This window comes from Promicromonospora sp. NPDC060271 (assembly GCF_042726755.1).
In the GTDB taxonomy this organism is placed as follows: Bacteria; Actinomycetota; Actinomycetes; order Actinomycetales; family Cellulomonadaceae; genus Promicromonospora.
In genome coordinates, this window is the sequence record NZ_JBHXBG010000160.1 from 1 (window position 1) to 12,255 (window position 12,255).

The 12,255-nt window shown below is 73.2% G+C and carries 13 protein-coding genes and 1 pseudogene; 9 read left to right on the forward strand and 5 right to left on the reverse strand.

What is annotated here, in order from left to right; genetic code table 11:
* The 3 genes from ACFWE2_RS20415 to ACFWE2_RS20425 form a co-directional block, all read left to right on the forward strand.
* On the forward strand, positions 1-1,247 hold a 1,247-nt coding region (locus tag ACFWE2_RS20415), incomplete at its 5' end, for a M16 family metallopeptidase (RefSeq protein ID WP_377226042.1).
* Positions 1,248-1,334: 87 nt separating this feature from the next.
* Complete coding sequence (gene dapB, locus ACFWE2_RS20420; protein WP_377226043.1) at positions 1,335-2,108, forward strand: 4-hydroxy-tetrahydrodipicolinate reductase; 774 nt, start codon at positions 1,335-1,337, stop codon at positions 2,106-2,108.
* Positions 2,105-2,605: a hypothetical protein gene (locus ACFWE2_RS20425; protein ID WP_377226044.1), complete on the forward strand. Its 501-nt coding sequence runs from the start codon at positions 2,105-2,107 to the stop codon at positions 2,603-2,605. The genes dapB and ACFWE2_RS20425 overlap by 4 nt, the downstream gene beginning before the upstream one ends.
* 49 nt (positions 2,606-2,654) lie before the next feature.
* Here ACFWE2_RS20425 and ACFWE2_RS20430 read toward each other — a convergent pair whose 3' ends face one another.
* The gene (locus tag ACFWE2_RS20430) at positions 2,655-3,617 is read right to left on the reverse strand and encodes a TIGR03557 family F420-dependent LLM class oxidoreductase (RefSeq protein WP_377226045.1); all 963 of its coding nucleotides are present in this window, start codon (positions 3,615-3,617) and stop codon (positions 2,655-2,657) included.
* Positions 3,618-3,750: 133 nt separating this feature from the next.
* On the opposite strand from ACFWE2_RS20430, the gene ACFWE2_RS20435 reads away from it, so the two are divergent.
* From ACFWE2_RS20435 to ACFWE2_RS20460, 6 genes and pseudogenes are all read left to right on the forward strand, one after another.
* Positions 3,751-4,296 (forward strand): hypothetical protein, encoded by a 546-nt coding sequence (locus tag ACFWE2_RS20435; RefSeq protein ID WP_377226046.1) that lies wholly within the window; start codon positions 3,751-3,753, stop codon positions 4,294-4,296.
* On the forward strand, positions 4,293-5,525 hold the full coding sequence (locus tag ACFWE2_RS20440) for an NRAMP family divalent metal transporter (RefSeq protein ID WP_377226047.1): 1,233 nt from the start codon (positions 4,293-4,295) through the stop codon (positions 5,523-5,525). Before ACFWE2_RS20435 ends, ACFWE2_RS20440 begins: the two co-directional genes overlap by 4 nt.
* Positions 5,522-5,968: a hypothetical protein gene (locus ACFWE2_RS20445; protein ID WP_377226048.1), complete on the forward strand. Its 447-nt coding sequence runs from the start codon at positions 5,522-5,524 to the stop codon at positions 5,966-5,968. Before ACFWE2_RS20440 ends, ACFWE2_RS20445 begins: the two co-directional genes overlap by 4 nt.
* 19 nt (positions 5,969-5,987) lie before the next feature.
* Complete coding sequence (locus tag ACFWE2_RS20450) at positions 5,988-6,344, forward strand: PRC-barrel domain containing protein (protein WP_377226049.1); 357 nt, start codon at positions 5,988-5,990, stop codon at positions 6,342-6,344.
* A 68-nt stretch (positions 6,345-6,412) separates the two neighbouring features.
* The gene (locus tag ACFWE2_RS20455; RefSeq protein ID WP_377226050.1) at positions 6,413-7,762 is read left to right on the forward strand and encodes an APC family permease; all 1,350 of its coding nucleotides are present in this window, start codon (positions 6,413-6,415) and stop codon (positions 7,760-7,762) included.
* A gap of 278 nt (positions 7,763-8,040) precedes the next feature.
* Positions 8,041-9,186: pseudogene (locus ACFWE2_RS20460) on the forward strand (MFS transporter); the annotation flags it as partial.
* Positions 9,187-9,209: 23 nt separating this feature from the next.
* Here the strand turns inward: ACFWE2_RS20460 and ACFWE2_RS20465 are convergent.
* The 4 genes from ACFWE2_RS20465 to ACFWE2_RS20480 all read right to left on the reverse strand — a co-directional run bounded on the left by ACFWE2_RS20465 (position 9,210) and on the right by ACFWE2_RS20480 (position 12,164).
* Positions 9,210-10,520, reverse strand: a complete 1,311-nt coding sequence (locus tag ACFWE2_RS20465) for an MFS transporter (protein ID WP_377226051.1) — start codon at positions 10,518-10,520, stop codon at positions 9,210-9,212.
* A 43-nt stretch (positions 10,521-10,563) separates the two neighbouring features.
* The gene (locus ACFWE2_RS20470) at positions 10,564-11,073 is read right to left on the reverse strand and encodes a GNAT family N-acetyltransferase (RefSeq protein WP_377226052.1); all 510 of its coding nucleotides are present in this window, start codon (positions 11,071-11,073) and stop codon (positions 10,564-10,566) included.
* The gene (locus ACFWE2_RS20475) at positions 11,070-11,537 is read right to left on the reverse strand and encodes a hypothetical protein (protein ID WP_377226053.1); all 468 of its coding nucleotides are present in this window, start codon (positions 11,535-11,537) and stop codon (positions 11,070-11,072) included. Before ACFWE2_RS20475 ends, ACFWE2_RS20470 begins: the two co-directional genes overlap by 4 nt.
* 123 nt (positions 11,538-11,660) lie before the next feature.
* Positions 11,661-12,164, reverse strand: coding sequence for a GNAT family N-acetyltransferase (locus tag ACFWE2_RS20480; RefSeq protein ID WP_377226054.1), 504 nt, complete (start codon positions 12,162-12,164; stop codon positions 11,661-11,663).
* Positions 12,165-12,255: the final 91 nt, after the last annotated feature.

Sequence of the window (12,255 nt, forward strand, 5' to 3'; positions counted from 1 at the left end):
GCTCCGTCCTGCCCGGCGGTGTCCGTGTACTCACCGAGCACATGCCGGGCCAGCGCTCGGCGACGGTGGGTGCGTGGATCGGCGTCGGCTCGCGGGACGAGACCGACGGCCACTTCGGCTCGACGCACTTCCTGGAGCACCTGCTCTTCAAGGGGACCAAGCGGCGCTCCGCCATGGACATCGCCGAGGCGTTCGACGCCGTCGGCGGTGAGGCGAACGCGGCCACCGGCAAGGAGCACACCTGCTACTACGCACGGGTGCTCGACTCCGACCTGCCGATGGCCGTTGACGTCATCGCCGACATGGTCACCTCCGCGCGCCTGGATGCCGACGAGCTCGAGACCGAGCGCGGCGTCATCCTCGAAGAGCTCGCGATGAACGACGACGACCCGACCGACGTCGTGCACGAGCAGTTCTCCGCCGTCGTCCTGGGCGACCACGCGCTGGGCCGCCCCATCGGCGGCACGCCCGAGACGATCAACGCCGTCCCGCGCGCCGCCGTCTGGGACCACTACCGCTGGAACTACCGGCCGGAGACCCTCGTGGTCACGGCGGCCGGCGGCATCGACCACGACAAGCTCGTGCAGCAGGTCACCCAGGCGCTGACCGACGGCGGCTGGGACCTCGACGCCGCGACGCGCCCGCGGGACCGCCGTCCCGCCACGGAGGACCGCGCCGGTGTGCCGGACGTGGGCGCCGAGCTGACCGTGAAGCGTGCCGTCGAGCAGGCCAACATCATCGTGGGCTCCACCGGTATCTCGGCCACGGACGACCGGCGCTTCGCGCTGTCGGTGCTGAACGCCGTCCTCGGCGGTGGCATGTCGTCCAGGCTGTTCCAGGAGATCCGCGAGAAGCGGGGCCTGGCGTACTCGACCTACTCGTTCGCCTCCGCGCACGGCGGGCTCGGCACGTTCGGCCTGTACGCGGGCTGCGCCGCCGCCAAGGCGGACCAGGTGACCGAGCTGCTGGTCGAGGAGCTGGAGAAGCTCGCGGCCGACGGCATCACCGAGTCCGAGCTGAAGCGGTCGATCGGACAGCTCTCCGGCGGTACCGTGCTCGGGCTGGAGGACTCCGGCTCGCGGATGAGCCGGCTGGGCAAGGCCGAGCTCGTGTACGGCGACCTGCTGTCGCTGGAGGAGTCGCTGGAGCGCATCCAGGCGGTCACGGCGGCAGAGGTCCAGGACCTGGCCCAAGACCTGGCCGCCCGCCCGAGATCGATCGTCCGCGTGGGCCCGTTCGACAACTGACCCGTTGAGTGCTGGGTATTTGTCGATCTGAGCCCTCAGATTCGACAAATACCCAGCACTCAACGCAGAACCAGAGGGTGGTAGAGCGTGAGTGAGATCAAGGTGGCAGTGCTCGGCGCGGCCGGGCGCATGGGTACCCAGACCTGCGCGGCGGTCGAGGCGGCGGACGGCCTCGAGCTGGTCGCCAGGCTCGACCACGGCGACACGATCACCGGCGAGACGCTCGGCGGGGCCGACGTCGCCGTCGACTTCACCGTCCCCGCCGTCACCGAGGCCAACGTGCACGCGGTGCTCGACGCCGGTGCGCACGCGGTGGTCGGCACGACCGGCTGGGACGACGACTCGCGCGCCCGCGTCGCCGCGCACCTCGCCGAGCTGTCGCCCCGGGGGACGGGCGGCACGGGCTCGCTCGGCGTGCTCATCGCCCCGAACTTCGGGCTGTCGGCAGTGCTCGCGATGACGTTCGCCGCCAAGGCCGCCCGGTACTTCGAGTCCGCCGAGGTCATCGAGCTGCACCACCCGAACAAGGTGGACGCTCCGTCCGGGACCGCCAGGCACACGGCCGCGGCGATCGCGACGGCCCGCGCCGAGGCGGGCTTCGGGCCGTCGCCCGACGCGACGGAGACCGGCTGGGAGGCCCGCGGGGCCGACGTCGACGGGGTGCGCGTGCACGCCGTGCGGCTGCGCGGGCTCGTGGCGCACGAGGAGATCCTCTTCGGCAACGAGGGGGAGCAGCTGATCATCCGGCAGGACTCGTTCGACCGGTCCTCGTTCATGCCCGGTGTGCTGCTCGCGATCCGGTCCGTGGTGTCCCGCCCGGGACTGACGGTCGGCCTCGAGCACGTGCTGGACCTGTCGTGAGCGACCCGGCGTCCCGCGGCCCGGGCCGCAAGCTGCCCAAGGGGCTGCCCGGCACACTCGCCGTCACCGCGCTGCTCGCCCTGTACATCTGGCAGATCGCCGGGCGCGGCATCACGATGGTGCGCGCGGGCGAGCCCGTGCTGACCGCCATCGGCCTGGCCGTGCTGATCATCCCGCTGCTGGTCATCGGGCTGATCGTGCGCGAGTACCGGCTCGCCGCGACGGTACAGACCATGGCGGACACGCTGTTCGCCGAGGGGGACCTCCCCGTGGACGACCTGCCCCGGTCACCCGGCGGGCGCATCGACCGGGCGGCCGCCGACGAGGCGTTCGAGCCACGGCGGGCAGCCGTCGAGGCCGCGCCGGAGGACTGGCGCGCCTGGTACCACCTCGCGTTCGCGTACGACGCCTCCGGGGACCGCCGCCGGGCCCGCGAGGCCCTGCGCAAGGCCGCGGGGTTCTACCGCGCCAGGCCCGCTCCGGCCGCGCAGGACTAGCGGGCCGCGCAGGACCGGCCCGCCGGTCCCGCCCCCGCGGACCAGCCCGTCAGAGCGCCCGCAAGCGCTCCACGAGCGGGCCGGCCGCCTCGGCGAGGAACCGGTCCTGGTTGTGGTCGCCCACCTGCACTATCGCGAGGTCGGTGAAGCCCGCGTCCAGGAACGGGCGGGCGCTCTCCGCCAGCTTGTCGAGGTCCGGCCCGCAGGCGATCGACGACGCGACGTCCTCCGGCCGCACGAACTGCGAGGCTCCGGTGAACCCGGCCGGCGTCGGCAGGTCCGCGTTCACCGACCAGCCGCCGCCGAACCAGCGGAACTCCGAGTGGGCGCGCTCTATCGCCTTGTCCTCGTCCGGGTCCCAGCAGATCGGCACCTGCCCGAACACCCGCGATCCGCCCGCGTGCCTGTCGTTCCAGCCCTTGACCACGTCGGCGTCGGGCATCGCCTGGACCAGGTGGTCCGCGAGCGGCGCGAACCGCTCGACCCCGTGCTTGCCCGACAGGGCGACGCCGATCTGGACCCCGGCGTCCGGCACGTCCCAGAGGCGCGCAGAGTCGACCCGGAAGTACTCGCCCTCCCAGGTGACCAGCTCACCCGTGAGCAGCTCGCGGATGATGTGCGTCGCCTCCTCGAGCATGTCCTGCCGGACGGCGATGGCGGGCCAGCCCTCACCGACCACGTGCTCGTTGAGGTTCTCGCCGGAGCCCAGCCCGAGGGTGAACCGGCCGTCGGCCAGGAGCTGGAGCGTCGCCGCCTGCTGCGCCACCACCGCCGGGTGATACCGCATGGTCGGGCAGGTCACGAACGTCATCAGCTCGACCCGGCTCGTCGCCTGGGCCACCGCTCCCAGGAGCACCCACGCGTTCGGGGCGTGTCCCTGCTCGGGGAGCCAGGGGGAGAAGTGGTCGCTGGACAGCTCGAAGTCGAAGCCCGCCTCCTCGGCGGCGACCGCATACCGCAGCAGCTCCCGCGGTCCGCTCTGCTCGGTCATGAGGGTGTACCCGATGTGCATGGTGTGCTCCTTCCCGCGTCGTCCTCACGACGATAGGCAGGAAGGGTTGCCGCTCGCCGCTCGGGTCCCGGGTCGGCCGGCCGATGATTCACCCGGCGTGCGAGAACCGTGGATCCGCGCAAGCATTTCGAGCGTGACCAACCGTCCGCAGCGCCAGCCGTCCCGGCCGCGCGTCGCGCCGGCGCTGGTCCTGGCGTCGATCCTGGCGCTGACGGGCGCGCTGGCCGGATGTGGGCCCGCCGCCACCAGGGCGGACGACGCGGGCGCCCTCGGCAGCGTGTCCGACCACCTCGACGACGCGAGCTCGGCGGTCGCCACGGCGGAGCTGGCCGTGCGGGCGCGCGCGGCCGGCAGGCTGCCGGCGGTGACCGCCGACGCCGCGGTCGGGGACGCCGTCGAGACGGCCACCGGCGCGGTGCACGGCATCGGCACACTGGTCGTCGCGGCCGAGGAAGCCGAACAGGTGCGGGAGGAGGCACTCTCCGCCGCGTCGGCCGCCGTCGGACCGGTCGCCGCCGCACGCACGTGGCTGGGTCAGCCGCCGTCCCCTGCCGACGACGTCCTGCGCGCCCTCGACGACGCCTCCGGCGGGCTCGACGACGCGAGCGGGGCGGTCGAGCAGGCCGCGGCGCGGGCAGAGGCGCGGGCCTCGGCCCGGACCGAGCGGACGGCGCCATGAAGAAGACTCGTCTGCTCACCGTCGCCCTGGGCGTCCTCACCGCGATCGGCGGGTTCCTCGACGCGGGGGACCTGGTGACCAACGCCGTCGTCGGCTCGCGGTTCGGGCTGTCCCTCGCGTGGGTGGTCGTGGTGGGGGTGCTCGGCATCTGCGTGTTCGCGCACATGTCGGGCAAGGTCGCAGCGGTCTCGGGCCGGGCGACGTTCGAGATCATCCGCGAGCGCCTCGGTCCGCGCACCGCCGGGCTGAACCTGGCGGCGAGCCTCGCCGTCACGGTGCTGACCCTCGTCGCGGAGGTGGGTGGCATCGCGCTCGCCCTGCAGCTCGCGAGCAGCGTGGACCACAGGCTCTGGGTCCCCGTGGCGGCGCTGGCGGTGTGGCTCGTCCTGTGGCGCGTGAAGTTCGACGTCATGGAGAACGTCACGGGCCTGCTGGGCCTGGCGCTCGTTGGATTCGCGGTAGCGGTGTTCCTGCTCGGTCCCGACTGGGGCGACCTCGGGGCGCAGCTCGTCCAGCAGGTGCCCGTGCAGGAGAGCGCCGCCGTGTACTGGTACTTCGCCGTCGCGCTGTTCGGCGCGGCGATGACGCCCTACGAGGTCTTCTTCTTCTCGTCCGGCGGCGTCGAGGACCGCTGGACCCCGCAGGACCTCGCGACGTCCCGGCTCAACGTGCTGGTGGGGTTCCCGCTCGGCGGGCTGCTGTCGATAGCGATAGCCGCGTGTGCCGCGATCGTGCTGCTGCCGGAGGGGATCCGGGTCGACTCGATGTCGCAGCTCACCCTGCCGGTCGCGGAGGCGGGCGGGACGCTGCTCGTCGCCGTGGTCATCGTGGGCCTGGTGGCGGCAACGTTCGGCGCGGCGCTGGAGACCGCCCTGTCCACCGGTTACACGCTCTCGCAGTACCTGGGCTGGTCGTGGGGCAAGTTCCGGCGGCCCGCCCGCGCGCCGCGTTTCCACCTGGCGATGATCCTCGCGCTGGTGGTCGCGGTGGGCGTCCTGATGACCAACGTCGACCCGATCGCCGTCACCGAGTACTCGGTGGTGTTCTCCGCGGTGGCCCTGCCCCTGACGTACCTGCCGATCCTGGTCGTCGCGAACGACCCCGAGTACATGGGTGAGCACGTCAACGGACGCGCGATGAACGTGCTGGGCACGGTGTACCTCGTCATCCTCGTCGTGGCCGCCCTGGCCGCGATACCCCTGATGATCGCGACGGAGGCGGGCGGATGAGACGACGCGGCCGAACCGGCCCGCGCGACCTGGCCAGGGAGCCGGAGCCGCGGCAGCCCGGACGGATCCTGGACGCGCGGCTGCACCTGCTGGACCGGCAGGTGCTCGACGTCGACGACGTGCCGGTGTGCACCCTCGACGACATCGAGCTGGAGGCGGTCGACGGCGAGCCCGCCGAGGACGGGCGGATCGACGGCAGCGTGCCCGTCGTGATCGCCGCCCTGCTCACCGGCCCCGTGCTCGGTACGCGCGTCTTCGGCGGCCGCCCGCCCGCCTCACGCTGGTACCGCCTGCCGTGGCGGCACGTGTCCGACGTCGGCACCGCCGTGCGCGTCGGCGTCCACGGGGCCGACCTCGACGCGACCTGGCTGGAGCGCTGGACGCGCGACCACGTCATCGGCCGCATCCCCGGCGGCACGCACGACCCGGAGAGCTCCGGATGACCAGCACGAGGAGACCACGGTGATCGCGTCGGACCTGCTCGACGTCCCGGTGCTCGACGACGCCGGGGCGCACCTCGGCTGGGTGGTCGACCTGCGCTTCGTGCTCGACGGGTCGCCCGGCACGCACCTCGCCGGCGCGCGGCTGCACGGGCTGGTGGTCTCGCCGCGCACCCGCACGTCGTTCCTGGGTTTCGAGCGGTCGGACGTGCGGAGCCCCTGGCCCGTCGCGCCGCTGCTGCGGTGGCTGCACCGGGGCACGTTCCTCGTGCACTGGCCGGACGTCGCCCGGGTGCCTGCCTCGCAGGACGACACGGACCCGGACGGCAGGGCGGTCACGCTCCGCGCCGGCTACCGGCGCTACGAGCCCGGTCTCTGACGGCCGGTGGCTGGTACCGCTGCCCGCCGCGCCCTGCGAGTAGCCGCCGTAGGTGTCAGCCTCTGGTCATGACGACGACCAGCCAAGCAGACCCGGAGACCCGGCTCTCCCGAGCCGTCAGCGGGCGGCTGCTGTACCTGTTCATCCTCGGCGACGTGCTCGGCGCCGGCGTCTACGCCCTGGTGGGGGAGATGGCCGGCGAGGTGGGCGGCCCTGTCTGGCTGCCGCTGCTGGTGGCGCTCGGCCTCGCCCTGCTGACCGCGGGCTCCTACGCCGAGCTGGTCACCAAGTACCCGAGGGCCGGCGGCGCCGCCGTGTTCGCCGAGAGAGCGTTCCGGCGTCCGGTGGTCTCGTTCCTGGTCGGGTTCTCGATGCTCGCCGCGGGTGTTACCAGTGCGGCTGGACTCTCCCTGGCGTTCGCCGGCGACTACTTCGGCACCTTCGTCGACGCGCCGGAAACCCTGGTGGCGGTGCTGTTCCTCGTCGCCGTCGCCGCGCTCAACGCCCGGGGCATCCGGGAGTCGCTGGGCGCGAACGTCGCCATGACGATCATCGAGGTCAGCGGCCTCGTCGTCATCGTCGTCCTCGCGCTCGTCGTGCTCGGCCGGGGCGACGGCGACCTGGGGCGCGTCACGCGGTTCGCCGACGACACCACGCCCGCGCTCGCGGTCCTCTCCGGGGCGATCCTCGCGTACTACTCGTTCGTGGGTTTCGAGACGTCGGCGAACGTGGTCGAGGAGGTCCGGGACGTGCGGCGGGTCTACCCGCGCGCCCTCTTCGGCGCCCTGCTGACGGCCGGAGCGGTCTACGTCGCCGTGGGCCTCGCCGCCGTCGCCGTCGTGGATCCCGAGACGCTCGCGGGCTCCAGCGGGCCCCTGCTCGAGGTGGTAGAGCGGGCCGGGGCGGTTCCAGGGTGGCTGTTCTCCCTGGTTGCCCTGATCGCTGTGGCGAACGGGGCGCTCCTGACCATGATCATGTCGAGCCGGCTCGCCTACGGGATGGCCGAGCAGCGGCTCCTGCCCGCCGCGCTCGGGTGGGTCCTGCCGCGGCGCCGTACGCCCGGCGTCGCGATAGTGGTCACCACGGTCGTCGCCGTTGGGCTGGTCTTCACCGGCGACCTCGCCTCGCTCGCCGAGACGGTGGTCCTGCTCCTCCTGCTGGTCTTCATCAGCACCAATGTGGCGGTGCTCGTGCTGCGCCGGGACCACGTGGAGCACGAGCACTTCCGGGTGGTCACCGTGGTGCCCTGGCTCGGGGTGGCGAGCTGCGTGCTGCTGCTGACGCAGCAGTCGGGCGAGACCTGGCTGCGGGCAGGCGCGCTGCTGCTGCTCGGCCTCATGCTCTACCTCGTGATGCGGATCCTCGGGCGCGGTCCGCAGGCGGCGACGGAATCGTCCGAGGGGCGCTCGGCGACCTGACGATGGCAGCGGCGCGCCCGGGCCGGGGGAGCAGAGACGGCGGTCACCTGCGACCTTGATCACGAAGGGCCCCCGCGGGTAGAGCGCACCGGGAGCCGGTTGGTTGAATTGTCGCCGCTGCGAACAGTGGTGCCTCCTGCGCGGCGTCTCTTCGACCGAAAGCTCCCGTGTTCTTCCCTGCCTTCCTTGGCGTGCGCCCGCGCGCGCCGCGCGTGACCTCCGTATCTCCGAACCCTGCCCCCGATCGCTCCCCGTGGCGTGCGCTACGCCACCCCGCGATGCGCTGGTGGACCGGCGCCAACCTCGTCTCGAGCGCGGGGACGTGGATGCAGCTGACCGTCCAGAACCTCCTCGTCCTGCAGATCACCGGCTCCCCGGCCGCGACGGGCCTCTCGCTGGCCGTCCAGGCCGCCCCCGGGCTGCTCTTCGGCGTCGCCGGCGGTGCGGTCGTGGACCGGTGGCCTCGCAAGGTCGTGGTCGGGGTGAGCCAGGCCGTGCTGGGCGGGATCGCCCTCGGCACCGCCCTGCTGGTCGGGCTCGACGCGCTCAACCTGCCGCTCCTGCTCGTCCTCTCGGCGGTGACCGGTCTGGTGGCAGCGGTCGACGGCCCCGCGACCTCCCTGCTGGGCAACGACCTGGTGCCGTCCGACGACGTGCCCTCCGCCATCGGGCTGGGCTCGGTGACGCACAGCGTGGGCCGGCTGGCCGGTGTGGGCATCGCCGGTGGCCTCGTCGCGCTGACGGGTCCCGCCTCCGCCTACCTGGTCAACGGGCTCTCGTTCCTGGCGGTCGCCGCCCTCGTGCCGTTCCTGCGGGTGCACCGCCGTCCGCTCGTGGACGTCGAACCGCTCGGGCTCACCCTGCGTACCCCGCGGCCGGCCGGTTCACTGGAGGGCATCAGGTACTTCCTCGGCCGCCCCCGCCTCGTCGCCCTCCTGGTGGTGACGGCGGTGAGTGCCGTCTTCGGGCGCAACTACTCCCTGACCCTCGCCGTGCTCGTCACGGGCGCGCTCGCCGGGACCACGCAGGACTTCGCGACGGTCGCCGCGGTCCTGGCCGCCGGCGGCATCGTGGGCGCGTTCCTCGCCGGCCGGCTGCGCAGGCCGACCGTCGGGATCGTGGCGCTGCTCGCTGCTGCGGGGGCACTGCTCCAGGTGTTCGCCGGGCTGTCGCCGACGTTCGCCCTGCTCCTCGTGGTCGTGGCGCCGATGGCGGTGGTGGAGTCGCTCTCCGACACCGCGGGCGCGACCGTGCTGCAGACCGACCCGCCCGACGCCATGCGCGGCCGGGTCCTGGGCGTCTGGCGCAGCGCGAGCACCGCCTGGGGCCTGGCGGGCCCACCGCTGCTCGGCCTGATGATGGAGCTCCTGGGTGTGCGCGCCGCGCTGGTCGTGGGCGGCGCGGTGGTCCTGGCCGCTCTCACGGCGGGTGCGCTCCGGGTGGCGCTTCAGGCGGGGTCGGGCGTCAGGTCGGTCTCCGTGTCCGGGTGGACGTCCGGATGGGTGGGCACCCAGCGCACCAGCACCAGCACCAGCCCGACGACGAGCAGGGCGGCCGTGAGCACGAACGGGTAGGTGCGGTCGATCCCGGAGAGCCAGCCGGAGATCCAGCCGAACGGCGCCGCGGCGAGCATGATGCACGTGCGCTGGAGCGCCATCACCCGCGACCGCTCGGCCTGGTCCACGTGCAGCGCGACGAGCGACTCCGAGAGCATGTACAGCATGCCCGCGCCGAAGCTGTCGAGCAGCAGGCACAGGCCGAGGAACGCGTACGTCGCCGGCGTCGCGCCGCCTTCGGCGGCGGGGATGGCGACCAGCACGACCTGCCCGGCGAGGTGCACCCCGAACCCCAGCAGCGTGGCGCGCCTGAGGTCCACGGCGGTGGTGAGCAGCGGGATGAGCGTGAAGAAGAAGACCACCGACAGCACCGAGCGGACCATCGGGAAGAAGGGCAGCAGCGCGTCCGGCACGTGCAGGTGCTGGCTGGCCACCACCTGCCAGAACGTGCCGTTGACGAGCGTGACCGCCGCCGTCAGCGCGGCAACGGCCAGCGCGAGGAGCGAGCCGCGTGAGCGCAGCAGCAGGCCGAGCGCGCCGCGGTACCCGGCGAGCATGCGCCAGGTGCTGTGCCCGCGGGTGGCGGCCATGCGGATCCGGCCCTGCCGGGTCTCCCGGGACCACAGGTAGAGCCAGACGATCTTCACGGTCATCACGACCGCCGCGTTGACGTACAGGATGCGGACGGCGGGCTCGAGCCCGAGCTGCGCGACCAGGACGGCCGCCAGCGGCGCGAACAGGGCCGAGCAGTCGGCCGCCACCTTGACCAGCGAGTAGATCCGGGTGATCTGGCCCCGTTCGGCGTCCTCGACCATGAGGCAGTCCCACGAGTTCTGCGTGACCTGCAGGGCGCCGTTGACGAGCGACGCCGCGAGGAAGAACCAGAAGTTCTCCGCGAACGCCCACAGCACGCACGGGATCACCCAGGCGATCACGTCGAACCACGCGGTCGTGGCGCGTCGGCCCAGGCGGTCGGTGATGATCCCGCCGGCCAGGCCGAAGAAGACCTGGGAGAGCATCGCGACGGTCGCCAGGAACCCGATCTGCTGGTCGTGCAGGCCGAGCGCCAGCATGAACACCGACGCGTACGGGAGCACGAGGGCCATGGACAGACCCCACAGCGGCTCGGTCCACACGCAGGCGCGAGGGTTGCCACGGAGCTCGACAAAGGTGCGCCAGAGCGGGTTGGGGGTGCGTGTCACCGGGTTAGTGAAGCACCTCGACGGCCTTCCGGTCACGCTGCTTTCAGCAGGCGCCCGCCGGCTGGACCGCACGCTCCATGCACACCAGGTCGTCCCGTTCGTCCCACGACTCGACGGCGGCGAAGCCGAGCCTCTCGTACAGGCTCAGCGCCTCCGTGCGCCACCGCCAGACCGAGAGCGCGACGGTGCCGACGCCGACGGCGGCCGCGTGCGTCAGCGCGGTACCGATCAGCGCCGAGGCGACGCCGTGGCCGCGGTGCTCCGGGACCGTCCAGAGCCGTTTGAGCTCCGTCCGGCCCGCGACGGGGGCCGTCACGACTACGCAGCCCGCCGACCGGTCCCCGCGGCGCGCGACCAGGACGACGTCGTCCGCGAAGGCCGACCGCGGGTCGCTGATCTCCGCCCGGTAGCGGGCGGGCAGCGCGCCCACGTCCGGGACGGCAGCACCCTTCTCCTCCTCGGTCCGCAGGTGGTACGCGGCAAGGAGGGCGCTGAGCCCGAGCTCGGCGGGACAGTCCCGGCCGCGGATGCGGACGATGCTGGTGCCCGTCATTCGGTGAGGCTCGTCCAGCAGTAGAGCCCGTACCCCTGGTCGGCCGCGCGTGCGGCGAGCGCCGCGAGCGGCAGCAGCGCCGCGGTGAGCTGACGCGGCGGGACGGCGGGCGTCGCGGTGGCCTGCCACTCACGGGCCACCCGGGCCAGGCGGGCGGGAGCGGCGGAGGCGAGGTCGTCGGCGAGCGTCTGCGAGACGGTGACGATCCACGGCCCCTCGTCGCCCGCACTGCAGACCAGCGTCCCGTGCCGCGGATCCGCGGTGACCTCGCCGTACGGCCGGCCGGACAGTGCGCCGGCGAGCCCGCCGAGCATCACGAACGGGTCCATCGAGGGCACCGCGACGGCGTCGAAGCGCGGCAGGTCGGTGCGCTGGTCCGGGTCGGCCGGCCCGCCCGGTGTGCGGAGCGCCGTCGCCGCCACCTCGTCGGTAGGTGCGGCGAAGTACTCCGTGCGTATCCCCATGACGCCGATGGTCGCAAGGCCGTGTCACGGGACTGTCACACGGGCGTGAAACCTGCGATTCACTCGGTGGGCAGGCCAGTGGGCAGGCCGGCGGGCACGGCGGCGGACCGGACGCCGCGGCCGTCAGATCGCGGCGGACCAGCGGTGCTCGACGACCTCGCGGACCCCTGTCGCGAGGGTGCGGCTGCGGCCGTCCGCGCCGAGCCCGCTGGACTCCAGGAAGGCGGCTCGCGCGGTGTCGTCCGCGAGCGTCCAGGTGGTCACGCTCTCCGAGCCGTCGGACCGGAGCCGGTCGACGGCGGCCGCGAGCAGGCGGGAACCGTGGCCCGCCCGCTGCGCCTCGGGCAGCACCTCGAGCGACAGCACCTGTCCGGGGGAGACGGCGGCGAACCCCACGACGTCGGGCCCGGCGAGCGCGACGAACACCGCGAACCCGGGGCCGGGCGGCGAGGTGATGGCCGACGACCAGCGTTCCCGCATGGCGGGCACGTCGAGCGCGTCGATGACCCCGTCGCCGAGCACGCCGGTCGCGCGCCACGCGGCGACCTGCACGTCGGTCACGGCGGCCTCGTCGCCGGCGATCGCTGGGCGGACGGATACGTCGGCGGTCTCGCGAAACAGTGCCACCTGACCACCCTAGCCGCCCGGCGGGTCGCCAGGACGACCAGGCACCTGCTGCCAGGCAGGGCTCGATCCTGGCAGCAGGTGCCTGGTCATC

Excerpts from the sequence above, each read along its gene's own strand:
- ACFWE2_RS20430 (WP_377226045.1), bottom strand. The coding sequence starts at position 3,617 with ATGCACATCGGGTACACCCTCATGACCGAGCAGAGCGGACCGCGGGAG.
- ACFWE2_RS20440 (WP_377226047.1), top strand. The coding sequence starts at position 4,293 with ATGAAGAAGACTCGTCTGCTCACCGTCGCCCTGGGCGTCCTCACCGCG.
- ACFWE2_RS20445 (WP_377226048.1), top strand. The coding sequence starts at position 5,522 with ATGAGACGACGCGGCCGAACCGGCCCGCGCGACCTGGCCAGGGAGCCG.
- ACFWE2_RS20455 (WP_377226050.1), top strand. The coding sequence starts at position 6,413 with ATGACGACGACCAGCCAAGCAGACCCGGAGACCCGGCTCTCCCGAGCC.
- ACFWE2_RS20470 (WP_377226052.1), bottom strand. The coding sequence starts at position 11,073 with ATGACGGGCACCAGCATCGTCCGCATCCGCGGCCGGGACTGTCCCGCC.
- ACFWE2_RS20475 (WP_377226053.1), bottom strand. The coding sequence starts at position 11,537 with ATGGGGATACGCACGGAGTACTTCGCCGCACCTACCGACGAGGTGGCG.